This window comes from Dyella sp. (genome assembly GCF_035277725.1).
Classification (GTDB): Bacteria; Pseudomonadota; Gammaproteobacteria; order Xanthomonadales; family Rhodanobacteraceae; genus Dyella_B.
In genome coordinates, this window is sequence record NZ_DATEJY010000153.1 from 20,176 (window position 1) to 44,008 (window position 23,833).

At 61.6% G+C, this 23,833-nt stretch carries 27 protein-coding genes, 1 tRNA gene and 1 pseudogene; 13 read left to right on the forward strand and 16 right to left on the reverse strand.

Annotated features, from left to right (window positions below; genetic code table 11):
• Position 1 precedes the first annotated feature (1 nt).
• From VJR68_RS13695 to VJR68_RS13715, 5 genes are all read right to left on the reverse strand, one after another.
• Positions 2–1,147, reverse strand: a complete 1,146-nt coding sequence (locus VJR68_RS13695) for a TrbI/VirB10 family protein (protein WP_324148484.1) — start codon at positions 1,145–1,147, stop codon at positions 2–4.
• Positions 1,144–1,911 carry a TrbG/VirB9 family P-type conjugative transfer protein gene (locus VJR68_RS13700; RefSeq protein WP_324148486.1) on the reverse strand — a complete coding sequence of 256 codons (768 nt, stop codon included), beginning with the start codon at positions 1,909–1,911 and terminating at the stop codon, positions 1,144–1,146. The genes VJR68_RS13695 and VJR68_RS13700 overlap by 4 nt, the downstream gene beginning before the upstream one ends.
• Positions 1,911–2,816, reverse strand: a complete 906-nt coding sequence (locus tag VJR68_RS13705; protein WP_324148488.1) for a type IV secretion system protein — start codon at positions 2,814–2,816, stop codon at positions 1,911–1,913. The genes VJR68_RS13700 and VJR68_RS13705 overlap by 1 nt, the downstream gene beginning before the upstream one ends.
• Positions 2,816–3,283, reverse strand: a complete 468-nt coding sequence (locus tag VJR68_RS13710) for a hypothetical protein (RefSeq protein WP_324148603.1) — start codon at positions 3,281–3,283, stop codon at positions 2,816–2,818. Before VJR68_RS13710 ends, VJR68_RS13705 begins: the two co-directional genes overlap by 1 nt.
• Before the next feature lie 263 nt (positions 3,284–3,546).
• The gene (locus VJR68_RS13715; protein ID WP_324148490.1) at positions 3,547–4,350 is read right to left on the reverse strand and encodes an inositol monophosphatase family protein; all 804 of its coding nucleotides are present in this window, start codon (positions 4,348–4,350) and stop codon (positions 3,547–3,549) included.
• Between the two features lie 433 nt (positions 4,351–4,783).
• On the opposite strand from VJR68_RS13715, the gene VJR68_RS13720 reads away from it, so the two are divergent.
• Positions 4,784–5,545 (forward strand): RNA methyltransferase, encoded by a 762-nt coding sequence (locus VJR68_RS13720; protein WP_324148492.1) that lies wholly within the window; start codon positions 4,784–4,786, stop codon positions 5,543–5,545.
• 84 nt (positions 5,546–5,629) lie between these two features.
• Positions 5,630–5,758 (forward strand): annotated as a pseudogene (locus VJR68_RS13725) (RNA methyltransferase); the annotation flags it as partial.
• Positions 5,759–5,784: 26 nt separating this feature from the next.
• Here the strand turns inward: VJR68_RS13725 and VJR68_RS13730 are convergent.
• Positions 5,785–7,107, reverse strand: a complete 1,323-nt coding sequence (locus VJR68_RS13730; protein WP_324148494.1) for a hemolysin family protein — start codon at positions 7,105–7,107, stop codon at positions 5,785–5,787.
• Positions 7,108–7,416: 309 nt separating this feature from the next.
• Between VJR68_RS13730 and VJR68_RS13735 the strand changes: the two genes are divergently transcribed.
• Together VJR68_RS13735 and VJR68_RS13740 are read left to right on the forward strand one after the other, a co-directional pair.
• On the forward strand, positions 7,417–8,046 hold the full coding sequence (locus VJR68_RS13735) for a pit accessory protein (protein WP_324148496.1): 630 nt from the start codon (positions 7,417–7,419) through the stop codon (positions 8,044–8,046).
• 57 nt (positions 8,047–8,103) lie between these two features.
• Positions 8,104–9,228: an inorganic phosphate transporter gene (locus VJR68_RS13740; protein ID WP_324148498.1), complete on the forward strand. Its 1,125-nt coding sequence runs from the start codon at positions 8,104–8,106 to the stop codon at positions 9,226–9,228.
• Positions 9,229–9,298: 70 nt separating this feature from the next.
• Here the strand turns inward: VJR68_RS13740 and VJR68_RS13745 are convergent, their stop codons facing one another.
• Positions 9,299–9,703 carry a hypothetical protein gene (locus VJR68_RS13745; protein ID WP_324148499.1) on the reverse strand — a complete coding sequence of 135 codons (405 nt, stop codon included), beginning with the start codon at positions 9,701–9,703 and terminating at the stop codon, positions 9,299–9,301.
• 87 nt (positions 9,704–9,790) lie between these two features.
• Between VJR68_RS13745 and VJR68_RS13750 the strand changes: the two genes are divergently transcribed.
• Together VJR68_RS13750 and recQ are read left to right on the forward strand one after the other, a co-directional pair.
• Positions 9,791–10,126, forward strand: coding sequence for an MGMT family protein (locus tag VJR68_RS13750; RefSeq protein ID WP_324148501.1), 336 nt, complete (start codon positions 9,791–9,793; stop codon positions 10,124–10,126).
• Positions 10,127–10,395: 269 nt separating this feature from the next.
• Complete coding sequence (gene recQ / locus VJR68_RS13755; protein ID WP_324148503.1) at positions 10,396–12,210, forward strand: DNA helicase RecQ; 1,815 nt, start codon at positions 10,396–10,398, stop codon at positions 12,208–12,210.
• A gap of 108 nt (positions 12,211–12,318) precedes the next feature.
• Here recQ and VJR68_RS13760 read toward each other — a convergent pair whose 3' ends face one another.
• The 3 genes from VJR68_RS13760 to VJR68_RS13770 form a co-directional block, all read right to left on the reverse strand.
• On the reverse strand, positions 12,319–12,657 hold the full coding sequence (locus VJR68_RS13760) for a hypothetical protein (RefSeq protein ID WP_324148505.1): 339 nt from the start codon (positions 12,655–12,657) through the stop codon (positions 12,319–12,321).
• Positions 12,658–12,792: 135 nt separating this feature from the next.
• Positions 12,793–13,122: an MliC family protein gene (locus VJR68_RS13765; protein ID WP_324148506.1), complete on the reverse strand. Its 330-nt coding sequence runs from the start codon at positions 13,120–13,122 to the stop codon at positions 12,793–12,795.
• Between the two features lie 263 nt (positions 13,123–13,385).
• Positions 13,386–13,778 carry a thioredoxin family protein gene (locus tag VJR68_RS13770; RefSeq protein WP_324148508.1) on the reverse strand — a complete coding sequence of 131 codons (393 nt, stop codon included), beginning with the start codon at positions 13,776–13,778 and terminating at the stop codon, positions 13,386–13,388.
• A 167-nt stretch (positions 13,779–13,945) separates the two neighbouring features.
• On the opposite strand from VJR68_RS13770, the gene VJR68_RS13775 reads away from it, so the two are divergent.
• Positions 13,946–14,671, forward strand: coding sequence for a cytochrome c biogenesis CcdA family protein (locus VJR68_RS13775; protein WP_324148510.1), 726 nt, complete (start codon positions 13,946–13,948; stop codon positions 14,669–14,671).
• Between the two features lie 57 nt (positions 14,672–14,728).
• Here the strand turns inward: VJR68_RS13775 and VJR68_RS13780 are convergent, their stop codons facing one another.
• Positions 14,729–15,154, reverse strand: a complete 426-nt coding sequence (locus tag VJR68_RS13780) for a PepSY domain-containing protein (RefSeq protein ID WP_324148512.1) — start codon at positions 15,152–15,154, stop codon at positions 14,729–14,731.
• Positions 15,155–15,455: 301 nt separating this feature from the next.
• Here VJR68_RS13780 and VJR68_RS13785 point away from each other — a divergent pair, with 301 nt between their 5' ends.
• Complete coding sequence (locus VJR68_RS13785) at positions 15,456–15,869, forward strand: hypothetical protein (RefSeq protein ID WP_324148514.1); 414 nt, start codon at positions 15,456–15,458, stop codon at positions 15,867–15,869.
• Between the two features lie 80 nt (positions 15,870–15,949).
• Here the strand turns inward: VJR68_RS13785 and VJR68_RS13790 are convergent.
• The 5 genes from VJR68_RS13790 to ftsY all read right to left on the reverse strand — a co-directional run bounded on the left by VJR68_RS13790 (position 15,950) and on the right by ftsY (position 19,590).
• Positions 15,950–16,025: transfer RNA gene (locus VJR68_RS13790), tRNA-Phe, on the reverse strand.
• Positions 16,026–16,080: 55 nt separating this feature from the next.
• Entirely contained in the window at positions 16,081–16,359 is a 279-nt protein-coding gene (locus VJR68_RS13795; protein WP_324148516.1) for an oxidative damage protection protein, read from the reverse strand.
• A 21-nt stretch (positions 16,360–16,380) separates the two neighbouring features.
• Complete coding sequence (mutY, locus tag VJR68_RS13800; RefSeq protein ID WP_324148517.1) at positions 16,381–17,430, reverse strand: A/G-specific adenine glycosylase; 1,050 nt, start codon at positions 17,428–17,430, stop codon at positions 16,381–16,383.
• On the reverse strand, positions 17,427–18,512 hold the full coding sequence (locus tag VJR68_RS13805) for a membrane assembly protein AsmA (RefSeq protein ID WP_324148519.1): 1,086 nt from the start codon (positions 18,510–18,512) through the stop codon (positions 17,427–17,429). Before VJR68_RS13805 ends, mutY begins: the two co-directional genes overlap by 4 nt.
• A 1-nt stretch (position 18,513) precedes the next feature.
• Positions 18,514–19,590, reverse strand: a complete 1,077-nt coding sequence (gene ftsY, locus VJR68_RS13810) for a signal recognition particle-docking protein FtsY (RefSeq protein WP_324148521.1) — start codon at positions 19,588–19,590, stop codon at positions 18,514–18,516.
• Positions 19,591–19,933: 343 nt separating this feature from the next.
• Here ftsY and rsmD point away from each other — a divergent pair, with 343 nt between their 5' ends.
• From rsmD to ggt, 5 genes are all read left to right on the forward strand, one after another.
• The gene (gene rsmD / locus VJR68_RS13815) at positions 19,934–20,530 is read left to right on the forward strand and encodes a 16S rRNA (guanine(966)-N(2))-methyltransferase RsmD (protein ID WP_324148523.1); all 597 of its coding nucleotides are present in this window, start codon (positions 19,934–19,936) and stop codon (positions 20,528–20,530) included.
• Positions 20,527–21,060 carry a pantetheine-phosphate adenylyltransferase gene (gene coaD, locus VJR68_RS13820; protein WP_324148525.1) on the forward strand — a complete coding sequence of 178 codons (534 nt, stop codon included), beginning with the start codon at positions 20,527–20,529 and terminating at the stop codon, positions 21,058–21,060. Before rsmD ends, coaD begins: the two co-directional genes overlap by 4 nt.
• Positions 21,053–21,562, forward strand: a complete 510-nt coding sequence (locus VJR68_RS13825; RefSeq protein ID WP_324148527.1) for a hypothetical protein — start codon at positions 21,053–21,055, stop codon at positions 21,560–21,562. The genes coaD and VJR68_RS13825 overlap by 8 nt, the downstream gene beginning before the upstream one ends.
• Positions 21,563–21,709: 147 nt before the next feature.
• A complete protein-coding gene (locus tag VJR68_RS13830; protein ID WP_324148529.1) occupies positions 21,710–21,964 on the forward strand; it encodes a YfhL family 4Fe-4S dicluster ferredoxin in 255 nt (84 codons plus the stop codon).
• Positions 21,961–23,676, forward strand: coding sequence for a gamma-glutamyltransferase (ggt, locus tag VJR68_RS13835; RefSeq protein ID WP_324148531.1), 1,716 nt, complete (start codon positions 21,961–21,963; stop codon positions 23,674–23,676). Before VJR68_RS13830 ends, ggt begins: the two co-directional genes overlap by 4 nt.
• The last annotated feature ends 157 nt before the right edge of the window (positions 23,677–23,833 follow it).

Genomic DNA, 23,833 nt, shown 5'->3' on the forward strand with positions numbered 1-23,833 from the left:
CCTAGAAACGAGCCACTACGCCGCTGAAATCCACGTCCTTGGCGACGTAGATGCTCACGACGGTGCCCTGGTTGATGGTGACGGTGGCGGGACGATTGGCAGAACGCTGCACCGCCTGGTTGGCGAGGTTCTGCAGGGTTTGCGCGGTGTTGCTTTCGAATGGTGTTTGCGTGACCACGCCATTGCTGATGGTGGTCTGGGGCGGGCCGTGTTCGGCGGCTTCGTACTTGAACGCATCACTGAGCATGCTGATCAGCAAGGCAGCGCCGATGCGGCTAGGCCAGTGAGCGTTGTAATAGCCCGGATGTCCGGAGCCGCCAAGGTTGTCCACGCCGGGACTGGCCATGTTCACGTCGATGCCGGTGGGTGTCACGATGCGGTCCCACACCACGTAGACGCGGTTGGTCGTCGGCTCGGTGTCGTATTTGCCAAGGACTTTTGAGCCCTTGGGCAACAGCAGGCGATGGCCATTGAACGAATAGACCGGCTCGGTCACCGTGCAGGAGGTAAATCCCGGGTAATCGGTGACAATGCGGGTCTGCAGCACGCAACGAATAAACGTGCCACGCAGCAGCAAGGTGTCGGGATTATTCAATGGCTGCGCATTGGATACGTCGGCGAGCGCTGCGATGCCGCCGGGCGAGGTGGCATGCAGTGCGCCATGGATGCCGGTCATGGCGCCTTGATCGGACCGGGGCGAAGCCGTATCGCCAGCCATCATACGGCGCTCCATCAACGTTGGGCCGCGTGGCGTAAGTGGTGTGACCGTCGTTGACGGCGGGAGCGATGGGGGCTTTGGCGCGAGTGGAATGGCTACGCTTGGTTGCTGTGCCATAGGCGCCGCAGGCAGAGGGGACGGCGTCGGCGGTACGTTCACCGTTTCCTCGCGCGGTTTGGTCTGTGCGTCATGTCGATGCGACAGTCCGTTCGCGAGCAGCAGCACGCTCACAATGAGCACGGCGATCGTACCGGCCAACACGAGGATTGCGTTGCGGCTGCTTCGCTTGGCTTCGTTCGTGCGCAGTTGTGGTGCACCCGCATCGAGGTCGGGTGCTGATGCCTGACGGTATTGCTGCGAATAGCTGTTGCCGGACGATGCTGCGTCGGAGCCACTGTCTTCGGCGCGATAAGGATTGTTCGTGCTCACTTCTTCGCATTCCTTCGCAAGCCGATGACGCTGTTGCCGTGGCGGATGACCAGATAGGGATACGTGCCATGAACGATGAGGGTGTTGCCCTCGACGGTGGTGTTCACCACGGCGTCATCGCCGTGTTCCTTCTCGCGCATGAAAACCGCCGGGAAATCGCCAGTCGGAAACTGCTTCAGGTCGCTCATCTTGACGTAGGTGAATTGGCCGTCGTCATACACATTGACCGGAATTAACCACGACGGAGTGCGGCTACGGGCCGCATAGTCGTAATCAAAGTTGTAGACACGCCCTTTCACCAGCGTGGTGTCCAGCTCCGCGGTTTGACTGTTGGTTGCAGCTTCGTTGCTGAAGCTTGCATCGGCCGGATAGGTGAAGCTGATCTTGTACTGCACGCCGGCGCGCTTGGCCTGGTCCAGGTGGATCCAGTCCGTGGCCACCACCTTCAATTCGAGGATGTAGGTATGCGTCGCCGTGCGGATGATCATGTTGGTATCCACGTCGACGTTCTTGGGCTTGAGGTAGAACACGTTCTCGCGCCGCGTGATGTCCCAGCCATTGCTGAAGCCGGTGCTGTAATCGAGTATTTTTTCGTGCGGACTGAGCTCGATCTGCGTGGTGATGCCCAGGCCCGTGCGTACCTGGTAGATGCGATCGGGCTGATACTGGTATTGCGGAAAAACCTGGGCATGTGCGTGAGGTGCAGGGCCCGCGATTGCCAGACATGCCGCGCCGGACAAGATGAATGTGCGGATTCCCTTCATCAGCGGGCTGCTCCAATAGCGGCGTCTTTCGAGAAAGTTCGCGGTGTTGCCATTGGCGCCGAGGCTCTGGATTGCTCAGGTGCAAGCGTTATCGAAGGTGCTTCCGGCGCGCTCTCAGCGACAGCCGGTGCTGTCGTATTCTGTGGATCTGCTTGCTCAGGCACGCGCACTTCGTCCGGTGCGGCAGTGGCGTAGTCGTTGTCTACGCGATAACTGGTGACCTGGAAGCCGAGCGGATTTTCGATCCGCGCCTGTTCATCCATTTGCAGGTTCGACTTATAGGTAAACTGAAGATTCGCGATCTTGTTGTCCAGCAGTTGGCTCGCGCCGGTCTGTTTGTTGTAGAGGCTGCGCTGGAAGCGCACCGTGGCGCCTTGGGGTGCCTGATTGGCACTACCACCGATCAGAGTGATGCTGAGGATCTTGATGCGAATCGCGCGATCCTTGCCGTAGGTGGCGTATGGGCTGTTGGGATTGTTCGGAGCGTGCAACGCGCGGTAGGGGGCAGCAACCTCGGGTGAGGACATGGTGAGCGTGGCAGTCCAGTCGCGCAGGTTCATCATGGCTACGTCGTAGGACTCCCTGGCCAATATGAAATGCGCGACGTTGCTGCGATTGATCGCTTCGCTGGTGGAGAGCTGATGATTGGCGACATCGTCGGTCAATCGCGTAATGGTGCTGGTGCCGGTATAGGCATCGGCCATGATGATGTAAGGCACCTTTTCCTTCAGTGGCAACATGTAGAAATAGCCGCCTGCAAGGATCAGCGACATCACGAGTGCGCTAAAAGCTACTAGCCACGCGCGGCGCTCGCTGCGTTTGGCAAGATCTGCCACGGTGATTTCATAGTTGATCGACTTGGCGACGGCGTCGTCAATGCGTTGGCTGGACGTGCGCTTGAACATCATGGCTGCCGGGCTGGCGCTGCGATGGTGGTGGCGTTTGCGGCAGCTTCAGCGCGCACGGCGCTGGCCGAACGCACTTGTATCTGGCGGCTGTCGGCTGAAATGAGTACGTCCTGCTCGGCGTAAAGCGCGTTGAGCTTGGTAATCGCTTCCTGGATGTCTGTGGTGTGCAGCTGCGATACGGGCGTATACAACGCGAAGTCCGATGGCAGCAGATAGACAAGCTGTAAGCCAGAATCCTTCGCCCAACGCGTAAGCATGGTTTTGAGCGTGCCATCCATGGGCGCTCCGTAGAAGATATAGGCCCTGGCCAGCGGAATTTCCGTTGGTGCGCTTTGGAAATGATTTACCGGCTTCCACCGCCCACCAACATCTTTGGCCGCGGGCGTACCGCAAGCAGTAAGCGTAAGGGCAATCAAAAGTGTTGCCGCCCGCAGGCATCCATGCCGAAAAAAATCGAGATCCATCGTCGCGTCGGTGTTCCCCATGAACGAGGAAAAATCATACCGTTGCAGGTATGGCTGGCAGATATCAGCTAATCAGCAGCCGTTTTGTGCGTGCTTGGCTATTCCTTGCTCGCATGAATGCCAGCCGTGGCGTGTGGGCTTTTTCGTTTGAAACGTGCTCGGAACTTACTGGTGCGGAATTTGACGCACGCGCATAGTTGGGGTGAAGACCCCAAATGGATGTCTAAACGTAGGGAATGCCGGAGCTCGCGCCCCCGCCTGCATCAGGCGCGCAACAAGGCCGGGGTCGCGTTCGCACCTACCGCTTCCACCATCGCTTTCACCACGTGGTGGTTGCCTGCGATGACGTTGCCGCTTTCGGGGATGCCTTCACGCCCAGCGAAGTCGCAGTACTGGCCGCCGGCTTCGCGCACCAGCAGCACACCGGCGGCCATGTCCCAGGGCTTCAGGCCGATTTCGAAGAAGCCGTCGTAGCGGCCGGCGGCGGTGTAGGCGAGGTCGAGGGCGGCGGAGCCGGAGCGGCGGATGTCTTCGGCCTGGGCGAGCAGGGCGCGCGTCATGGCCAGTTGCGATTCGAGGTGCGCGCGCTGGCGGTAGGGGAAGCCAGTGCCGATCATGGCGCCGTTGAGGTTTTCACGCTTGCTGACGCGGATGCGGCGGTCGTTGAGGTAGGCGCCGTCGCCCTTGCTGGCGGTGAAGAGTTCATCGCGCAGCGGGTCGAACACCACGGCGTAGACCGGCTCGCCCTTGTCGAGCATGGCGATGGAAACGCTGAAGTGGGGAATGCCGCGCAGGTAATTGTGCGTGCCATCGAGCGGATCGATCACCCACACTTGCGGGCTCTTGCCGATCGCGCCGCCTTCTTCGGCGAGGATGGCATGGGTGGGATAGGCGCGGCGTAGTTCTTTGACGATTTCGGCCTCGGCCAGACGATCGACTTCGGAGGCGAAGTCCATGCGCTGCTTTTCAACGACGTTGAGACCGTCGATGCGGTTCATGTAACGCAGGATCACGTTACCGGCGGAGCGCGCGGCGCGTACCGCGACGTTGACGGCGGGTCTGGTCATGGCTTTGGCTTGGCAAAAGAACGGGTTAGCGGTCGGCCATGGTAGCAGAGCGGCCAGGGGCGGGCGAGCGGCCGCACCGGTGGCAGGCGGTGTCGCCCCTTCTTGGCGGAGCCGTAGGGATGCACTGATCGATTCCATGTACCTGTCACCGCACTGTATGCGTGTCTGGCGGCGCCCCAGCGACGAAGGCAGACTGGCGGCGTTGGGGCGCCGCCAGACACGCATACAGTGCGGCCCCAGCATTTTGAATTTATAGGATGGGGTGACGTCCAGAAGGCCCGCAGCCTGCGCCGCGCGGCTTGAACAGAGGGCCAGTCTGCACGGCGCCACGCAACACAGTCTGCGGGCCTTCTGGATCTCATGCCGGGTGCGTGGAATAGATCAGAGCATCCCTTATCCTTGCCACCCTCCTGAATGTCTGATGGTTTGCCGCATGAGCGTTATTGCCGACCTTCCCTGCCGCTTCCGTTTCGTTCTCGTCCGCACTTCCCATCCGGGCAATATCGGCAGCGCGGCGCGGGCCATGCGGACCATGGGCTTTGCCCGCATGGAGCTGGTATCGCCCCATCGCTTTCCCGATCGGGAGGCCTCGGCCATGGCGGCGGGCGCGGACGACGTGCTGGAAGGGGCCGGTGTGCATGCCGGCTTGGTGGACGCGCTGGCGGGTGCGAGCTTCTCCCTGGGGCTGTCCGCACGGCGTCGTGGCGTGCACTTGCCGGAACTGACGCCGCGTGAAGCGGCGGCGCAGGCGCTGGCCGCGGCCGAGCGCGGTGGGCAGGTGGCCTTGGTGTTCGGCAATGAGCGCACCGGCCTTGAGAACGAGGAATTGGCGCGCTGCCATGCGATGGTGCGTATCCCCAGCGTGGACGATTTCAGCTCGCTTAATCTCGCGCAGGCGGTGCAGGTGATGGCCTATGAATGTCGCCTGGCCTTGCTCGGTGAAAAGCTGCCGGCGTCACCGCCGCTGCATGACGAGCCGCCGGCCGATGCGGCGCAGATGGAGCGCTTCTTCGAGCATCTGTCGCAGACGCTGGACGATATCGATTTCCACAAGGGGCGCGCGTCGACCACGATCATGTTGCGTTTGCGCAAGTTGTTTCTGCGCGCGCAGATGGATGAGCGCGAGTTGCGCATGTTGCATGGGATTCTGGCCGATGCGCAGCGAATGGCGCGATTGGCTAACGGCAAGCCGTAGGTTGGGGTGCGAACCCCAACATTTTGTCCTTGCTAGCATCGCGATGTTGGGGTTCGCACCCCAACCTACCGTCACTGCTCGTCGACCATGATCATGTTGCGTTTGCGCAAGCTGTTTTTGCGCGCGCAGATGGATGAGCGCGAGTTGCGCATGTTGCATGGGATTCTGGCCGATGCGCAGCGGATGGCGCGATTGGCTAATGGCAAGCCGTAGGTTGGGGTGCGAACCCCAACCCACCGTCACTGCTCGTCATCGGCGAGTTCGATCTGCGGCGCGGGTGTCACCAGCAGCTTGTCGATACGCGCGCCGTCGAGATCCACCACTTCAAAGCGAATGCCGCGCCACGCGAACACTTCGCCGACCTGCGGAATATGGCCCAGCGCCGCCATCACCATGCCGGCGGCGGTGCGGAAATCGTGCTCGTCTTCGCCGGGCAGGTGATCCAGGTGCAGCAGTTCGCGCAGGTCGTCGGTGGAAAGCGCGCCATCGATCAGCCAGGTGCCGTCTGCGCGTTGCACGATCGGCGAGTGTTCTTCACCACTGCCATGGCCGAGCTGGCTGGCGCCGACGACCGCGGCGAGCAGATCGTTGAGAGTGACCACGCCGTCGATATCGCCGTATTCATCCACGACCAAAGCCATAGGCGTTTCGGCGTCGCGGAATTCTTCCAACAGATCGAGCGCGCGCGCCGTGCCGGGTACATACAGCGGCTTGGCGAGGGTGCGGAACAGGTCCAGCTTGCCCTTGGCGAGGCCACCGAGCAGGCTCTTTACTTCCATCACGCCGACGATGTCGCTTTCATCGCTGCGGTAGACCGGATAGCGCGAATACGAGGTTTCCCGCAGCACTTCCAGGTTCTCCTCCATCGACGCGTTGATGTCGAGCCAGGCGATGCGCATGCGCGGTGTCATCACGCTGTCTACCGTGCGATCGCCCAGGCGCAGTACGCGGTTGACCATGGCCTGTTCGTCAACATCGAGCACACCCTGTTCGGTGCTTTCGGCCACCAGCAGGCGGATTTCTTCTTCGGTGGCGGCATTGTCGCCGTGTTTCTTCACCCGCAGCAGTTGCAGCAGCACACCGCTCGAACGGTTGAGTAGCCACACGAATGGCGCGGTGGCGCGCGACAGCACCAGCATCGGCATGCCGACAATGCTCGACACCTTTTCCGGTGCGGAAAGAGCCAGGCGCTTGGGTACCAGTTCGCCGACCACGATCTGGATGAAGGAGATCACCATGAAGCCCAACACCACGCCAATGATCCGCGTGTAAGGCGCCAGCCAGGCGATGCTGCCGTCATGCAGCATGTCGCTGATATGCGCGCCCACGGCATCGCCGGCGACCGAGCCGGTGATCAGCATGACCAGGGTGATGCCGACCTGCACGGTGGAAAGGAAATGCTCCGGGGCTTCGGCATGGCGCAGCGCGACCTGGGCGCGGCGGCTGGTGCGGGCCATCTGTTTGAGCCGGCTTTTGCGCGAGGCAACCAGCGCCATTTCCGACAGCGCGAAAAAACCGTTGCAAAGGGCGAGGAGAAGGACGAGCGCGATTGTGGTCAGCATCGCGACAGGGCATCAGGTGCGGGCATGCCATCCAGTGTAAGGCACCTAGGCCACTCCCGGGATACTAAGAGCCTGTTTTGATGCCTCAGCGCAGCTCGCCTCGCCCCTGAGTAGCCGTCCTGCGCCCGCGCGTGGCTTGACCGGACAGCCAGTCTGGCGCTGCGCCACGCACGCCCACCTGACGACTACTCAGGAACGAGACGAACTACGCCGAGGCATCAAGCAGGCTCTAAGCGCGGGTGATGCGGTGCGACAGGGGGCTCCTGTAACATTCGCGAAATAATTGCCCTTTCCTGCGCAGACTCCCGCATGTTTTCACTCCAGACGATTTTCGGTAAAGGCGACAAGTTCTACGGCCTGCTGGAACAAAGCGCCGAAGCGGCCCGCGAAAGCGCCAAGGCCCTGCATGAACTGGTGTCCCTGGCCGACCACACGCCGGTCATGGCCGCCTTCGCCGCCGCCCGCAAGCGGGAGAAGGCGCTGGCCACGCAGATCAGCGAAGAACTGGTGAATACCTTCGTCACCGCGCTGGATCGCGAAGACATCGAGGCGCTCAATAGCGCGCTGTACAAAATCCCCAAAAGCGTAGAGAAGTTCGCCGAACGCTACACCATCGTCACCAGTCGCCTGCAAGGCGTGGACTTCAGTCAGCGCACCTTGGTACTGACGCGTTCCACTGACGTGGTGGTGGAGATGATCGGCGAACTGCGCCGCGGCCTGCGCATCGACCCGGTCAAGAAGCTGCAGGATCGCATGCAGACGCTGGAGTCGGAGGGCGACCGCATGCTGCTGGCGCCGTACCGCACGCTTTATCTGGAAAGCGACGACGCGATGCGCGCGATGCTGGCCAAGGATCTGTTCGAGCTGATCGAGAAGGCCATCGACCGCTGCCGCGACGTCGGCAATATCGTCTACTCCATCGTGTTGAAGAACTCCTGAGGAGCACGCCTTGCACGTTTCATCTCATGCATGGCGCGCACTGACGGGAGTGTGCGCATGAGCCTCGGCTTGGTCATCGCGGTCGTGCTGATCGCGCTCATCTTCACATACATCAACGGCTTTCATGACACCGCCAACTCGATCGCCACCGTCGTGGCGACCAAGGTGCTGTCGCCGGGCCAGGCGGTGTTGCTGGCCGCGGTCACCAACATGATCGGCGCCATGTGGGGCACCGCGGTGGCGGCCACCATTGCGGCCGGCATCGTCAATACCGGCGTGGTACATGCGGGCTCGGAGCTGCTGATCTGCGCGCTGCTTGCGGCCATCGTGTGGAACCTGATCACCTGGTGGCTGGGCCTGCCGTCCAGCTCCAGCCATGCGCTGGTGGGGGCGCTGGTCGGCGCGGCGATCGCCGAGGCTGGCGGTAATTTCCAGGCGGTGATCTGGGCGCAGGGCGGCGCGCACTGGTGGGAGGGCAGGGGTGTGCTGCCTAAGGTGGTGATGCCGATGGTGGTGTCGCCGGTGATGGGCTTCGTCCTGGGCTTCGTCTTGATGGGCGGGCTGTATGCGCTGCTGGCGTGGTTCGCGTCCCGCAAGGGATTCTTGCGCCACCTGGGTCGCACGCCGTTCGTCAACAGCGTGTTCGGCAAGGCGCAGATTCTGTCGGCCAGTGCGATGGGTCTGGCGCACGGCATGAACGACGCGCAGAAAAGCATGGGCATCATCGCCCTCGCCCTGGCCAGTGCTACGGCGGCAGGGCGGTTCGATCACCTGCCGGTGTGGCTGTCGTTCCTGCGCATCCATGAATCCACGGCCGGCGGTTTTGCCGTGCCGCACTGGGTGGCGGCGGTGTGCGCGCTCACGATGGCTGGCGGTACCGCCGGTGGCGGCTGGCGCATCATCAAGACGCTCGGCCACAAGATGGTGAAGCTGCATCCCATCAATGGCTTTGCCGCCGAAGGCAGTTCGGCGCTGGTGATTTTGAGTGCGTCGGCGTTTGGCCTGCCGGTGTCGACTACGCACGTGGTGTCGTCGTCGATCATGGGCGTGGGTTCGGCCAAGCGCTTCAATGCGATCCGCTGGTCGGTGGTGGAGCGCATGGTGTGGGCGTGGATACTTACCCTGCCGGTGACCGCGCTGATCGCGTACGGGCTGATTTACGTGGCGCGGCAGTTTCTTTGAACTAGGATGGGATGAAATTCCGGCACAGCCCGCCATGCTCATGATGGTGGGATTTCATCCCAGCCTGCGATTAAAAGCTGTCGCCGCTTTCCACAATCAATTGCTCCAGCTGATCGCCCAACGCGCCTAGCTCGCTGATCAAGCGCATCAGCTCTTGCCCATTCACCAGCTCATATGGCCGGTTCTCGCACAGATGCAGGTAGGGCGAGCCACCCAGGTCCGCCACCGCCAGAAAGCCCACCCGCTGTTGCCAATTGAAACGCAGGCAACGCTTGGGATCGGCACCCGACAGCGGGCCGATCGGGGTGGAAATGCGCAGATAACGGCGGCCGCCTTCGTCTTCCAGTTCGGCCAGGTAGATGCCTTGATGGCGACCTTCTGGCAGGCTCAGGTCGAAGCTGATCACGTACGGATCGTTCCGCCGCAAGGTATGCAGGCTGCTGATCAGCGAACGCACGGCTTCGAAGTGATGCATGCGGTGATCCTGGCGGGAGCGGGTTCGCTGCTACTCTGCCACGAGTCGGGCATAAGCGGATCAAATCTGCGTAAAGTGCACACCGTTATGAAACCGGAATACTTGAAAGTCTTCGAGGCCATTGCAGCCATTCCGCCCGGCCGCGTAGCCAGTTATGGCGCCATCGCCGCGCGTGCCGGCCTGCCGGGACGCGCCCGGTTGGTGGGACGCCTGCTGGGTGAAGTGCCCAATGGCATGACGCTGCCGTGGTTCCGCGTGCTGCGTTCCAGTGGGCAGATCGCCATGCCGGCCGGCAGCCGCGGCTTTCGCGAGCAATGCCGCTTGCTGCGCGCGGAAGGCGTGGAGGTGAAGAACGGCCGCGTACCGCTGTCACGCTTCGGGCTGGATGCGGATGTGGATCGCCAGTTGTGGGGCTTGCCCTGATTCGGTTCTTGTCGACGGACCTCGCGGGGCGGTTGCCGCTGACGCGGATCATTGCTCGATGGCCTGGCCCAAAGGGCATAAGCTTGTCGCTGGATGCGACCCTTACTCCCACCCTTGCCCAGCATAGCTAGTGAAAAAGCGAAGGTTTGTTTCGTCATTCCAGCGAAAGCTGGAATCCAGTGCCTTGAGTCCGAAGCAAAGTCACTGGGCCCCAGCTTTCGCTGGGGCGACGAGCCTGGTTTTTTCGCAAGCCTGATAGAAAACAAAGCATGCCCGCCACACCCCTGGAAATTCTCCAAAGCATTTTTGGTTACGCCCACTTTCGCGGCCATCAGCAAGCCATCGTCGAGCACGTCGCTGAAGGTGGCGATGCACTGGTGCTGATGCCAACGGGCGGCGGCAAATCGCTGTGCTATCAGATTCCCGCGCTGTTGCGGCAGGGCACTGGCATTGTGGTGTCGCCGCTGATCGCACTGATGCATGATCAGGTGGATGCGCTGCGCGAGGCAGGCGTGTCGGCGGCCTATTTGAACTCCAGCCTGGATGCGTTCGAGCAACGCGAAGTGGAGCGCAAGCTCTCGGCCAGCGAACTGGATTTGCTGTACGTCGCGCCGGAACGCCTGCTTACGCCACGTTTCCTCGAACTGCTCGATCGCACCGAAGTGGCGCTGTTCGCCATCGACGAAGCGCACTGCGTTTCGCAGTGGGGACACGATTTCCGGCCGGAATACCGCGAGCTGACCATCCTGCATCAGCGCTATCCGCAGGTGCCGCGCATTGCGCTTACCGCTACTGCCGATCCACGCACGCGCGAGGAAATCGTCGAGCGCCTGGTGCTGCAGGATGCGCGTCAATTCGTTTCCAGCTTCGACCGGCCGAACATCCGCTACACCGTGACACAACGCCATAATCCGCGCAGCCAGCTGATGAGTTTTCTGGATGGCCATCGCGGCGACGCCGGCATCGTCTATTGCATGAGCCGCCGTAAAGTCGACGACACCGCCGAGTGGCTCAGCGAGGCAGGTATCGAAGCGTTGCCCTACCACGCCGGTCTCGATGCATCGACGCGCATGGCGAACCAGCAACGCTTTTTGCGCGAAGACGGCGTTGTGATGGTGGCGACGGTGGCCTTCGGCATGGGCATCGACAAACCGGACGTACGCTTCGTCGCACACCTGGATTTGCCGCGCAGCATGGAAGGCTATTACCAGGAAACCGGCCGTGGCGGGCGTGATGGTCTGCCGGCGGAGGCTTGGATGATCTATGGCCTCTCGGACGTCGTGACGATGAGCCAGATGATTGCGCAATCCGAATCCGGCGATGAGCGCAAGCGCATCGAGCGTTCCAAACTGGATTCCTTGCTTTGCTACGCGGAAGCTATGCAATGCCGGCGCAAATTGCTGTTGGCTGCGTTCGGCGAAACATTCGACGACCCGTGCGGCAATTGCGACAACTGCCTCAATCCGCCCAAGACGTGGGATGCCACGGTTCCTGCACAGAAAGCGCTATCGGCGGTGTACCGCAGCGGCCAGCGTTTCGGCGCGGGGCACGTGATCGACATTCTGCGCGGCATCGACAGCGAGCGTATGAGTCAGCTTGGGCACGATCGCCTCAGCACGTTCGGCATCGGCGCCGATATGGATGAAAAGCAATGGCGCTCGGTGTTTCGCCAATTGCTTGCCGCCGGCTTGTTGGCAACGGACGCGGAGGGTTTTGGCACCTTGCGCCTTACGGCGGCCAGCCGCGATGTCTTGGTCGGCAATCAATCGATACATATGCGCGAGGAAACGCGTCCTGCGCGTCGCGCATCACGTCGTCGCGACAGCCAGTTGGTAACCGGCGCGAGTCTGGGTATCGAAGTCTACGAACAGCCGATGTGGGATGCGTTGCGCGGCTTGCGCTCGCGCCTGGCCAAGCAGCACGGTGTGCCGGCGTATGTGATTTTTCACGACGCCACGTTGTTGGCGATGTTGCGCGCGATGCCGGAGAACGAAGACGAACTTGCTTCGATCAGCGGTGTGGGCGAGGCCAAGCTCAAGCGCTATGGACGCGATTTTCTGGAAGTGATCAACGCGAAGGCATAGCAACCGCGTTGTAGGCTGGGATGAAATCCCAGCACAGCCATACATGGACGAAGCCGGGCTTTCATCCCAGCCTACGTTCCGGCCTGTTATGCAAAAGGCCGTGACCGATCATCCATGATCAGTCACGTCACGATTGGGCCGGTTCCACACGCGACGCGCACGACGCACGCGCGGCTGCGAAGGATCCATGCCACTGACCCGAATGCCATTGGTGGCGCGCGCCAGGCGCGCATGCGGTAGATAGGCGGCCTCGGCGACGTAGCGCCATTGACTCAGCGTTTGCGGCAGGCGTGCCTGGGGCCAGGCTTCGAGCAGCGCATCCAGCGCCGCCTCGGCGGAATCATGCCGGGCCACTTCCTTTGCCTCGACCAACGAACGCCAGCGGTGGCCATGCTTGACGATACGAAACAAGCCACGGCTGGAAGGAAAAACATACTGCGAAACCATCCGGATATTCTCCCAATCCGATGGTGAAAGCATCGCGCACGCTGATGACGGAAGGATGATCCCCATGCGTCACTACGATGGCGAGGTGTGATGCTTTTGTGAGTGGCGTGCGTCGTGCGTTAGGAACGTGTGAGATCACTCTGCGTGGCAGGCGATGCCAGGCGCACTGGCAATGCTTTCGCCGAACGCCAGTGGCGCCAACATGCCGTCATGCATGCCCTTGGTCCACCATTGCCAGCCTTCGCCGATATAGCGGGCGCCGCTGCCGGAGAGGGCAACGTGCAACGTATGCGTTTCGCCCTTGAGCCTGATAATGGCGGTGTTGTCGTCCGGATAGCTGGCCTGTACGACCTGTCCATCACTGCATGTGTAGTTCACCCATGCATGGACGTGGCCGGAAGGTGTTGATGCGCAGCCAGAGAGTGCGAGCATCAGTGCGGCTGCGGCGCTGCCTTGTTTGATCATGATTGCCTCTTTGCACCATGTTCCGAACTCGGGAATTTGCAGTTGCCGTTGAGCTTCGACCCATCATTCCAGCGAAGCTGGAATCCAGTGCTTTTCAGCCTCGAAGTTGCCGGATTCCAGCTTTTGCTGGAATGACGGGCGAGAGTTTGCAGCGATCGAAAACCTTGCGTTCGGGGCATGGCCCTTTGCCCATGTTCGGCAAAGCATAAGGCGATCGACCCGTGTGGGCCGATGGCTTGCTCAAAGGGCTTGCTTTATAGGTATTAATGCAACGCTGATTGGGCGAGTTTCTTGATCTGGTCAGGATCAGTAATGCCCACCTGCCGATCCGTTTCCTTTTCACCTTTGAAGGCGATCAACGTGCTCTGCTGGACAATGCCCAACGCGCGCTTTTCCTCAGTCTGCTTGTCGTAATCCAGGCGCAGAATGACCAGCTTGTCAAAGGCAGGATCCTTGGCCAGCGCATCAATGGTAGGCGCCTGTTTGCGGCAGGTGGGACACCAGCTTGCATAGGCATCCACCAGCACAGGTTTGCCAGCGGCTTGCGCGGCCTTCAATGCGGCAGTGGTGAACGGCTGGATAGGCTGGGCCATCAATGGCGTGGCGGTGATCAGACCAAGCACCAGAGCGAGGGAAAGCTTGCGGAGAAAAGACATCGACAGTTCCTTCTTGTTGTGGTGATACGGACGTATTCGCTGCAGACATCGCGTGGGTTACACGTAACCTCGTGAGCTTGCACAACGAAAAGTGGAGAGAGCTTTCACAAGGAGTTGAACATGTTGATCCATAAGCCCGGGTGTTTTGTCCGTGCAGGAGCACGCACATGAGCGGCGCTCTCAGTCCGGCTGTCGCGTATGCCGCTGGGGCATTGACGATCCTTTCACCGTGCGTGCTGCCATTGATTCCCATCGTGCTCGGCAGTGCAGCGCAGCGCCATCGCTGGGGGCCGCTGGCGTTGGCATCAGGCTTGGTAGCGTCGTTCACGGTTACCGGTTTCATCATCGCTGCGTTTGGTGCATCAGCTGGGCTCAGTCCGGAAACGATTCGCCTGTGGAGTGCGGTTTTGCTGCTGCTGGTAGGTGTGGTGCTGGTCATTCCGCGCCTGCAATTATGGTTTGAACACGCGGCAGGCCCACTCGCCAATTGGGCGGGCGAACGCCAGGCGCGACTGGAACAGTTCGGCTTGTTAGGGCAGGCCGGTATTGGCGTGTTGCTTGGTTTGGTGTGGAGCCCTTGTGTGGGACCAACCCTGGGCGCGGCGACATTGCTTGCGGCGCAAGGCAAAGATCTTGGACAGGTTGTCTTGGTGATGGCGGCGTTTGCACTCGGCATCGCGACGGTATTGCTGATTTTGGCGCTATTCGCGCAGAGCCTGATGGCGCGTTGGCGCGGCAGATTGATGGAGGCCGGTGCGCGCGGCAAGCGAGTGCTTGGCGTGCTTATCGTGCTGGTCGGCGTTTTTATTATCACGGGCACCGATCGTCATCTCGAAGCTGCCCTCATCGGCGTATTGCCGGACTGGGTAACGAATCTCTCGACGTCTCTGTAAGACCCATATGGCTGGCCGTGCATGTCTGCACGGCCAGCACATGACAGCTCACGTGTTTCAGTTGGTGCCGATGATGCGGCCCGATTGTGCATCGATTTGCAAGGTCACCTTTACGCCGGCATTGTTCTTCGCCTTGGCCGTCCAAATGCCATGGTCGAAATCGACGTCATGCACATGCGTATAGCCTTCCGAGGAAAGCATGGCGCGCACGTCTGTTTCGTTGAGGCTGGACACCTGCTTGTTCGGATAAGCCTTGCCGGTGAGCGGATCCACGCGCAGTTTCACGCGTGAGCCGTCACCACTGCGGGCGCGTGCCGTCCACACGCCGTTTTTGAAATCGACATCGTGAACGTCCGTGTAGCCTTGCTGTGTCAGCTGCGTAACGATCTCATGTTGAGTCAACGCAGCATGCTCATCTTGCGCCATGGCCATGCCGGCAGAGCCCAGCGCCAATGCCATGGTCAATGAAGCGATCTTCTTCACGGACTTTACCCTCGCTGCCTGTGAGTGCCTGGAGTGTTGGTCGCAAGCAATCAATCGGCAGTGAAGAAAACATTAGCCGGGTAGGGGAGTGTTCATGCTGTATTGCGGCTCACGTAGAGCCATCAACGTTTTCGACTATCGCGGTGTATCAATCAGCTGCTGCGCAACGACCGTGCCTGCGCAAGCGCGGTCCCCTCCATTTATTCCACGGCCAGGGCTCCGCGATCGTTGTGGCCATTACGGCACTCAGCGGAGCAGATTCCACTCAACCCATAAGGAGGGTGTTGGCGGCAAATAAGGCGTGAAAGTCATCTGGACGCAGGAAGCGGAGCTGGACCGCGAAGATGTGCTGGATCTCATTGCACTCGACAATGCGGCGGCGGCAATACGGATGGACGAACTCTTTAGCAACGTCGTTGCGCGGGCTGACACCTGCCGCCTACGCAAAGCAGTTAAAGAAAAGCGATCGATCCAACTTTGGACAAAGCGTACGGAACGTCGCGTAGTTGAACCGCATCGCGTTGAGGCTTTCAGTCTTCCGGGTGACGCGTTGTTTGAAGCAACTCGCAAGAAGAAAGTCTGGATCGTTGTTAAGACAGAAACTGCAGGAACGATTAAGCGACGCGGGCGAAAATTTTGGTCAATCGCTAGCGACTATGCTGCGTTGGTTGAAATTGCAACGCGAGGTGGCGAAGGGGGTGGTTTCCCCATGTAAATTGGGTGGGTAGATGTGCGGGTATTTCGAACCACAGAAATGAAAAAAGCCAAGGTCGTCAAAACCTTGGCTTTTAAACATGGTGGCCGGGGACGGAATCGAACCGCCGACACGGGGATTTTCAATCCCCTGCTCTACCAACTGAGCTACCCGGCCAGATCCCCATGCGTTGCATGGGAGCCGCTCATTAAATCGGATGTGGCGGACGGCGTCAAGACTCGTCCTCGGGTGGTTTGTAGCCTTCGGGTTTCTTTACCTCGCCGCCGAACAGGAATTTTTCCATTTCACCGCCCAGGAATTGGCGTGACTTGGGATCGAGCGGATTGATGCGGTATTCGTTGATCAGCATGGTCTGGTGGGCCAGCCACTGCTGCCAGGCGGGTTTGGAGATCTCGGCAAAAATGCGCTGGCCCAGCGGGCCGGGCCAAGGGGCGAAATCCAGGCCTTCGGCATCGATGCCGAGTTTGGCGCAATGAACAGTACGGCTCATCGGAGTTATCTCTGATTGGTGTTACGACGCAGTGGGTTCGGGCAGCGCCATCAGCAGCGAACGCACTGGCGCGGGCAGCCCGAGTGCAGATAGCTCGCTGATGGTGCACCAGCGCAAATCGGCATTATCGGCGATGGCGTGCGCGGCTGTCGCGCCGTCGAACAGCAGCGGCTGGATCTGCAGGCGATAGTGGCTGAAGACGTGCACGAAGGGCGTGAGTGGTTGTGCGTCGTCGATGCGCGCATGACGTTGCGCCTCGCGCCAGGCATCGTCGGTGCCGTCGGCTTCCGGCAGGCTCCACAAGCCGGACCACACGCCTTGCGCACCGCGCCGCTGCAACAGCACGCAGCCATCGGCATTGCGCAGGATCAACATGGTGGTGCTGCGGGTTGGGATCGTCTTGCCCGGTTTGGGTGTAGGGAGCTGCGCGGTGAGATTGTCGCGATGGGCAATGCAGTCGCTTCGCATGGGGCACATCGCGCACAACGGACGCGTGCGCACGCAGACGGTTGCACCCAGGTCCATGATCGCCTGCGTGTAGTCGGCGGTGCGCTCGCCTGGCGTATGTGCATCCGCGTGCTGCCAGAGTTGCTTCTCGACCTCGCGCTCACCCGGATGCCCCACGATGCCGTGATAGCGCGTAAGCACGCGTTTCACGTTGCCATCGAGGATCGGGAAACGCAGCCCATAAGCTTGCGCCAGGATGGCGCCTGCGGTGGAGCGGCCGATGCCGGGCAGCGCTGCCAGCGCGTCGAAATCGCGCGGCAGTTCGCCGCCGTGCTGTTCCACGCACGCTTGCGCGGCGCGGTGCAGAAAGCGTGCGCGACGGTAGTAGCCAAGGCCAGACCACAGCGCGAGCACGGTGTCTTCATCCGCTGCGGCGAGATCGCGCAGGGTGGGCAGTTGCGTGACGAAGCGTTGAAAGTAGGGAATGACCGTGACCACCTGCGTTTGCTGCAGCATGATTTCCGACAGCCATACGCGATAGGCATCGCGCGGATGTTGCCAGGGCAGATCGTGGCGGCCGTGGCGATCAAACCAGGCGAGCAGGGCAGATGCGAAGGGAGTCACTGCGGTCGTGGCGCTACGGGAATGGTGGAGGCGGGAGGGGCCGTGCTTTCTGCGGCAGCGGGGACAGCATCGCCGGTCTGCACGCTCAGCCCTTCGATGTGGATGTTGCCGACATCGAGTGTGGCCATGTCGACCTGGCCGTTGCCGGGCGGCGTGGACAATTTGGGTTCCTGCGAACTGGCCAGCTGGTTCCACCACTGCGCCAGCGCGAGCGGCGGCAGTTCGAGATCGATGTGGTTGCCGGTGCCGAGCAGCGCCAGATGCAGCAGCAAGGGCTTGCCGTGCGTAGGCGGTGCAAGCATCACGGCGGCGTCGTAGTCGCCTTGTTCGGCAAGATGGAATTTGCCTTGCAGCTGCATGGATGCATTCGCCGAACCTGCCCAGTAGGCGTGGCCGGTCAGGTGAAGAGTGGTGGCGCTGTTATCGGCCACCTGGATGTTGATGGCGTCGAGTTTCAGCGCGCCGTTGGCAATGTTCGGCACGCTGGAGAGCTGCCAGCGCAGCGGCGTGCCGTCGGTTTCCTTGGCGGACAGGTTTACCCAGAAAGCCTGTCCGGGTGCGAGGCGTCCGGTGTCGAGCGATACATCGCTCAACCATTCGCTGTTGTTCTGCACCACGCTGCCGTTGCGAATGCGTACACCGGTGGCGATGCGCGGGATTTCTTCCGGCACCGTCGCCGATTGCGGCGGCAGGTTCATCAGCCAGGCTTGCAGCGCATCGAGATCCACGCGTGGTGAATTGATCTGCATGCGCGAGATCACCACTTCGCGACCGAACACGGTGCGCCATGGCAGCACCAATCGCCCATTGGCGGCGAGCAGGATCGGCATCGCATTGGGGCCGGCGCCGCTCGCCGTAAGCGTGATGCCTTCCAATTGCAGGGCAGGGCGCGGAAATAGCGTGGGGCTGGCCGGGCTGGACAGCGTGAGCTGCAGGCCGACCTCATGCGCTTGCTGTTGCAGCATCGCTGTGAAGCGATCGGGCTGCAGCAGCAGGTACAACGCCACCAGCACCACCAGCATGATGCCGCCGGCGATGCTGGCGAGGGTAATCAGCAGCCATCGCAGTGGGCGCGGGAGCATCCTAGGCTCGCGCGAATTCGGCGGGCAGCAAGCCGTCGACGTAGGCATCCGCATCGAACACGCGCAGGTCCGTAGCGGTTTCGCCCAAGCCGACAAAGCGGATCGGCAAGCCGAATTCACGCGCCAGCGCGAACACCACGCCGCCCTTGGCGGTGCCGTCGAGCTTGGTCACCACCAGGCCCGTCACGCCCACGATCTGGCGGAACTGGCGCACCTGGTTCACGGCGTTCTGGCCGGTGGTGCCGTCGATCACCATCAGTACTTCGTGTGGCGCGTCGGTATCGAGCTTCTTGAGCACCCGGGCGATCTTGCCCAGTTCGTCCATCAAGCCGCCTTGCGTGTGCAGGCGACCGGCGGTGTCGGCGATCAGCACATCGGCATTGCGCGAACGTGCCGCTTGCAAGGCATCAAAGATGACGCTGGCGGCGTCGGCGTCCTGGCCCTGCGAAATCACCGGCACCTGGTTGCGTTCGCCCCAGGTCTTGAGTTGCTCCACCGCGGCGGCGCGGAAGGTGTCGCCGGCGGCCAGCAACACTTGGCGTTTCTCATCGCGCCAGCGGCGCGCCAGTTTGCCGATGGTGGTGGTCTTGCCCGCGCCGTTGATGCCGACAATCAGCACCACGAACGGTTTGCGGCCGCTGACGTCCAGCGGCTTCTGCACCGGCTTGAGCAGCGCGACCAGTTCCTGGCGCAGTGCCTGCAGCAGGGCGTTGGCGTCGGCGAACTCGCGCTTGTGCATGCGCTTGCGCAGGTTTTCCACCAGCGAGGTGCTGGCTTCGATACCAACGTCGGCGGTGATCAGGGTGGTTTCCAGTTCGTCCAGCAGGACGTCGTCCAGCTTGGGATTGCGGGAGAACAGCGAGGAGAGTCCGCGCGCAAAGGTGCTGCCTGACAGGCGCTCGCGCCAGCTGCGCTTGACCGGCGTCGCCTCGGCCACCGGCTCGAGGGGGATGGCGATTTCCGCCACGGGCGTTACCGGCTCGGACGCCTGCACTTCTTCGGCGGGCGCCTGCGGGACGACTTCCTCGTTTTCCGCGGCCCCCTGGTCGGCGGGCTTCTTTTTCCAGAACTTGAGCATGAGGGACGTGCTTCAAAGACAATGCGGTGGGATGCTCTAACCGATTTTGCGTGGGTGGCATGATGCCCAGAAGGCCCGCAGGTTGTGCTGCGCAGCGCAGGGAAGGCTGGTTGCCTTGCCAAGCCGCACGGCGCAGCATGCGGGCCTTCTGGGCATCACCCTTCGGGCCGGCCCTGTCTGTTCGCATCTCTGCGGCCCATCGTCTCGACAGACGGCCAGTCTGCCTTCGCCGATGGCCCCCGTGATCTGCGAACAGACAGGGCCGGTAACACCCACGCAAAATCGGTTAGAGCATCCCCATGCTAACACCCCCACCCGTACTGTCCGCTGAGGGCGCAGTCGCATGAAGGCTGCGCCCGGTCGAATCCGCATCATCGGCGGCAATTTACGCAATTCACGCTTGAACGTGCCCGATCTTCCAGGCTTGCGGCCGACGCCTGAGCGTGTACGCGAAACCCTGTTCAACTGGCTGGCGCCGACCCTTGCAGGCGTGCGGGCGCTGGACCTGTGCGCCGGCACGGGTGCGCTAGGCATCGAGGCGCTCTCGCGTGGTGCGGCCGCCGTGCAATTCGTGGAACCGGAACGGGCTGCGGCGGAAGCCTTGCGCGGAAACCTTGCCCGGTTGAAGGCGGAAGGTGCGGATGTGGCCACAATGGATGCCACGCATTTTCTGCGCGGCATACCACGGCCATTCGGGTTGGTGTTTGTCGATCCGCCGTTCGCGCTGCAGTTGTGGACACCGCTGGCGCAGCAGCTGGAGCAGGGTGGCTGGTTGGCCGATGCGGCGCAGATCTACGTCGAATCGCCGCGTGGCCACATGCTCTCGTTGCCACCGAACTGGGCGCTGCATCGGGAAGGACATGCCGGCGATGTGCGCTATGCGCTCTATCGCCGCTCAGCTAAGCTAATGCTTTCCCAGCCCGCCCTGCCTTCTCAGTGAACCAGCCGCCGGTCAACAAGCGTCTCGCCGTCTATCCGGGCACCTTCGACCCGATTACCAACGGCCATGCGGATCTCGTCGCGCGTGCCGCACCCCTGTTCGAACGTATCGTGGTGGCGGTGGCCGAAAGCTCGAACAAGGGGCCCGGCTTCTCGCTGCAGGAGCGCATCACGCTGGCGCGCCTGGCGCTGGCAGATCTGCCGAACGTGGAAGTGCGCGGCTTCGATTGCCTGCTGGCCCAGCTGGTCAGCGAACTCGGGGCGGGCGTCATCATTCGCGGTTTGCGTGCCGTGTCGGATTTCGAATACGAATTCCAGCTGGCAAGCATGAATCGTCATCTTATTCCGCAGGCCGAGACGCTATTCTTGACGCCGGCCGAGCAGTACAGCTTCATTTCTTCCTCGCTGGTACGCGAAATCGGCCGCCTCGGCGGCGATATTTCCGGTTTCGTGCATCCCGCCGTCCAACAGGCCATGCGGCAGCGCTGGCAAAAAAAGCAACCCGAAACCGAAGGGGACAACTATGCGTAAACTCACTCTCATCGCCGGCGCCCTTGCGTTGACCGGCTGCCTGGCACTGTCCGCATGCAACAACCAGCAGGACAACGGCCAGCAGCAAGCACAGCAGCAGCCGGCCCAGGTGCCCAAGCCCACCGATCCGAACGACACCAAGGCGTGGGGCGCGTACCTCGGCCAGATCGTGCAGAAGAACATGCAGGGCATGACTGCGCCGCAGCCGTATGCCTACATCGTGCCGGCCGGCGATACCGACGAAGCCAAGGATGCGCGCGATCGCCAGCTCAGCAACATCCAGGACATCGTGGCTCGCGGCGTGCTGCCGGGTAACCTGCTGGCCGTCGGCGGCCCGGATTCGGCCAAGACGGCTGACGTGGTCACCACCGCTTTCAAGGATGCCAAGGCCGGTTCCTTCAAGGGTGTGATCGTGGTCGTGATCGGCGACAAGGCGGACGAGCAGCGCGTGGAAGACGTGCTCAAGCCCACCGATGCGACGGTTCGCTACATCGAGATGTGATGCCCGAGTGATACGAGCCGGAGCGCAAAGCCCGGCTCGTATCACGCGCATGCATTGAGATGTTGGGGTTCGTACCCCAACCTACCCGTCATCCCGCTTTCTGTTGCGCCGCTCAAGCTCCAGCCGGCCCATGTAAAATAACCCGGCATGTCCCTCAAGATCCTCGATACCTGCGTCAACTGCGACGTCTGCGAACCCGTCTGCCCTAACAAGGCGATTTCGCTTGGCGAGGAGTTCTACGTCATCGATCCCGCGTTGTGCACGGAATGCGTCGGCCATCACGATGAGCCGCAATGCGTGGTCGTGTGCCCGGTGGAATGCATCATCATCGATCCCGCGCATACCGAATCGCGCGAGCAGCTCGAAGACAAATACACACATCTGATGGAGACCAAGGGATGAAGCTTGCGTTGCGCTGGCATGTGCTGCTGCTGGGTTTTCTATTGGGAACGAGTGGCGCATCTGTCGCCGACCAGCCCACCCCATCCACCCACGCGGCAGCGCTGGCGGAACGTCCCGGTCATGCCGGCATTGCCACTGCCAACAAGCTGGCTACCGAAGCGGGCTTTGAAGTGCTGGCCAAGGGCGGCAATGCCTTCGATGCAGCGATCGCAGTGGCGTCCACGTTGTCGATCGTGGAACCGGAAAGCTCAGGCATCGGCGGTGGTTTCATGGCCACCATGTACGTAGCTTCCAGCAAGCGCACGGTGTTTATCGATGCGCGCGAAACGGCGCCCGCGGCCGTCAATCCCAAGGACTATCTCAATCCGGACGGCACACCCAATCGCGACACCGCGCTGAAGGGACCGCTGTCGGCCGGCATTCCGGGCGAGCCAGCCGGCCTGGTGTGGCTGGCCAAGCACTACGGCAAGCTGCCGTTGTCCGCATCGCTGGCGCCTGCCATCCGCACCGCGCGCGATGGCTTCAAACCGGACGACCGCCTGCTCGGCGCGATGAAGGAAGAACAGAAAAACCTCGAGCGCTGGCCTGCTTCCGCCGCGAAATTCCTCCCGGGCGGGAAGGTGCCGGCAGCTGGTGAGATCTGGCGCGATCCAGATCAGGCGCACACGCTGGAACTGTTGGCGAACTACGGCGATGCCGGGTTTTACAGTGGCGAAATCGCGCAGAAGCTGGTCGATGCCGTGCATGAGGCCGGCGGCAATTGGACGCTGAAGGATCTGGCCGCCTACCGCGTGAAGGAGCGCACGCCGATCACCGTCGACTATCGCGGCTACAAGATCATCACGGCGCCGCCACCGTCGTCGGGGGGCGTGGCGGTGGCGGAGATCCTCAACATTCTTTCCGGCTTCGATCTGGCCAAGCTGGATCAAGCGCATCGCGCGCATCTGGTGATCGAAGCGATGCGCCGCGCATTCCGCGATCACAACGATTACCTGGGCGACCCGGATTTCGTGAAGATGCCGCTGAACATGCTGCTGTCGCCGTACTACGCAGATGGCTTGCGCCAGAGCATCCTGCCGGACAAGGCCACGCCTTCGTCGATGCTGGCGCCGTCGGGTGGCGAGGATCCCGGCATGCACACCACGCATTTCTCGATCATCGATGCCGACGGCAACATGGTCGCGATTACCTCCACCGTGAACTACCTGCTTGGCTCCACCTTCGTGGCCAAGGGCACCGGTGTGCTGCTCAACGATGAGATGGATGATTTCGCGCTGGTGCCGAACAAACCCAACGTGTACGGCTTGCTGGGTAGCAAGGCCAATGCGCCGGAACCCGGCAAGCGCATGTTGTCGTCGATGACGCCAAGCATCGTGATCGGCCCGGACCGCACGGCGGTGATCGGCTCGCCCGGTGGCTCCACCATCATCACGCAGGTGCTTGAAGGTATCCTCGCCTTTATCAATGGCGGCGATGCGCATCAGATCGTCGCGACCAAGCGCTTCCATCATCAATTCATGCCGGACGTCGTGTCGATCGAACCTGGCGTTTTCGATGAAGCGACCACGAATGCGCTGGCGCAGATGGGCTACACCTTCAAAGAGCGCAACCCATGGGGTTTCATGAACGTGGTGATCTGGGATCGGCGCATCAACAAGCTGGATGCGGCGAGCGATCCGCGCAGGGATGATGGATTGGGCAAGGTGCAGTAAGCACTCACATGTTCGTCATTCCGGCGAAGGCCGGAATCCAGTTAAATAAATCGTGCGAAGCACTCGAAAGCTGTTTTGTGTCCTTCGGACGCGTATTTGACTGGATTCCGGCCCTCGCCGGAATGACGACAAAGCAAGACCAAACAGCGGGATAGTC

Coding starts and splice junctions, on each gene's coding strand:
- VJR68_RS13735 (WP_324148496.1), top strand. CDS start 7,417: ATGTTTTCACTCCAGACGATTTTCGGTAAAGGCGACAAGTTCTACGGC.
- VJR68_RS13715 (WP_324148490.1), bottom strand. CDS start 4,350: ATGACCAGACCCGCCGTCAACGTCGCGGTACGCGCCGCGCGCTCCGCC.
- VJR68_RS13765 (WP_324148506.1), bottom strand. CDS start 13,122: ATGATCAAACAAGGCAGCGCCGCAGCCGCACTGATGCTCGCACTCTCT.
- ggt (WP_324148531.1), top strand. CDS start 21,961: ATGAAGCTTGCGTTGCGCTGGCATGTGCTGCTGCTGGGTTTTCTATTG.
- VJR68_RS13740 (WP_324148498.1), top strand. CDS start 8,104: ATGAGCCTCGGCTTGGTCATCGCGGTCGTGCTGATCGCGCTCATCTTC.
- VJR68_RS13720 (WP_324148492.1), top strand. CDS start 4,784: ATGAGCGTTATTGCCGACCTTCCCTGCCGCTTCCGTTTCGTTCTCGTC.
- VJR68_RS13705 (WP_324148488.1), bottom strand. CDS start 2,816: ATGTTCAAGCGCACGTCCAGCCAACGCATTGACGACGCCGTCGCCAAG.
- VJR68_RS13750 (WP_324148501.1), top strand. CDS start 9,791: ATGAAACCGGAATACTTGAAAGTCTTCGAGGCCATTGCAGCCATTCCG.
- ftsY (WP_324148521.1), bottom strand. CDS start 19,590: ATGCTCAAGTTCTGGAAAAAGAAGCCCGCCGACCAGGGGGCCGCGGAA.
- VJR68_RS13805 (WP_324148519.1), bottom strand. CDS start 18,512: ATGCTCCCGCGCCCACTGCGATGGCTGCTGATTACCCTCGCCAGCATC.
- VJR68_RS13745 (WP_324148499.1), bottom strand. CDS start 9,703: ATGCATCACTTCGAAGCCGTGCGTTCGCTGATCAGCAGCCTGCATACC.
- VJR68_RS13825 (WP_324148527.1), top strand. CDS start 21,053: ATGCGTAAACTCACTCTCATCGCCGGCGCCCTTGCGTTGACCGGCTGC.
- rsmD (WP_324148523.1), top strand. CDS start 19,934: ATGAAGGCTGCGCCCGGTCGAATCCGCATCATCGGCGGCAATTTACGC.
- VJR68_RS13770 (WP_324148508.1), bottom strand. CDS start 13,778: ATGTCTTTTCTCCGCAAGCTTTCCCTCGCTCTGGTGCTTGGTCTGATC.
- VJR68_RS13775 (WP_324148510.1), top strand. CDS start 13,946: ATGAGCGGCGCTCTCAGTCCGGCTGTCGCGTATGCCGCTGGGGCATTG.
- recQ (WP_324148503.1), top strand. CDS start 10,396: ATGCCCGCCACACCCCTGGAAATTCTCCAAAGCATTTTTGGTTACGCC.
- VJR68_RS13760 (WP_324148505.1), bottom strand. CDS start 12,657: ATGGTTTCGCAGTATGTTTTTCCTTCCAGCCGTGGCTTGTTTCGTATC.
- VJR68_RS13830 (WP_324148529.1), top strand. CDS start 21,710: ATGTCCCTCAAGATCCTCGATACCTGCGTCAACTGCGACGTCTGCGAA.
- VJR68_RS13700 (WP_324148486.1), bottom strand. CDS start 1,911: ATGAAGGGAATCCGCACATTCATCTTGTCCGGCGCGGCATGTCTGGCA.
- VJR68_RS13710 (WP_324148603.1), bottom strand. CDS start 3,283: ATGGATCTCGATTTTTTTCGGCATGGATGCCTGCGGGCGGCAACACTT.
- VJR68_RS13795 (WP_324148516.1), bottom strand. CDS start 16,359: ATGAGCCGTACTGTTCATTGCGCCAAACTCGGCATCGATGCCGAAGGC.
- VJR68_RS13730 (WP_324148494.1), bottom strand. CDS start 7,107: ATGCTGACCACAATCGCGCTCGTCCTTCTCCTCGCCCTTTGCAACGGT.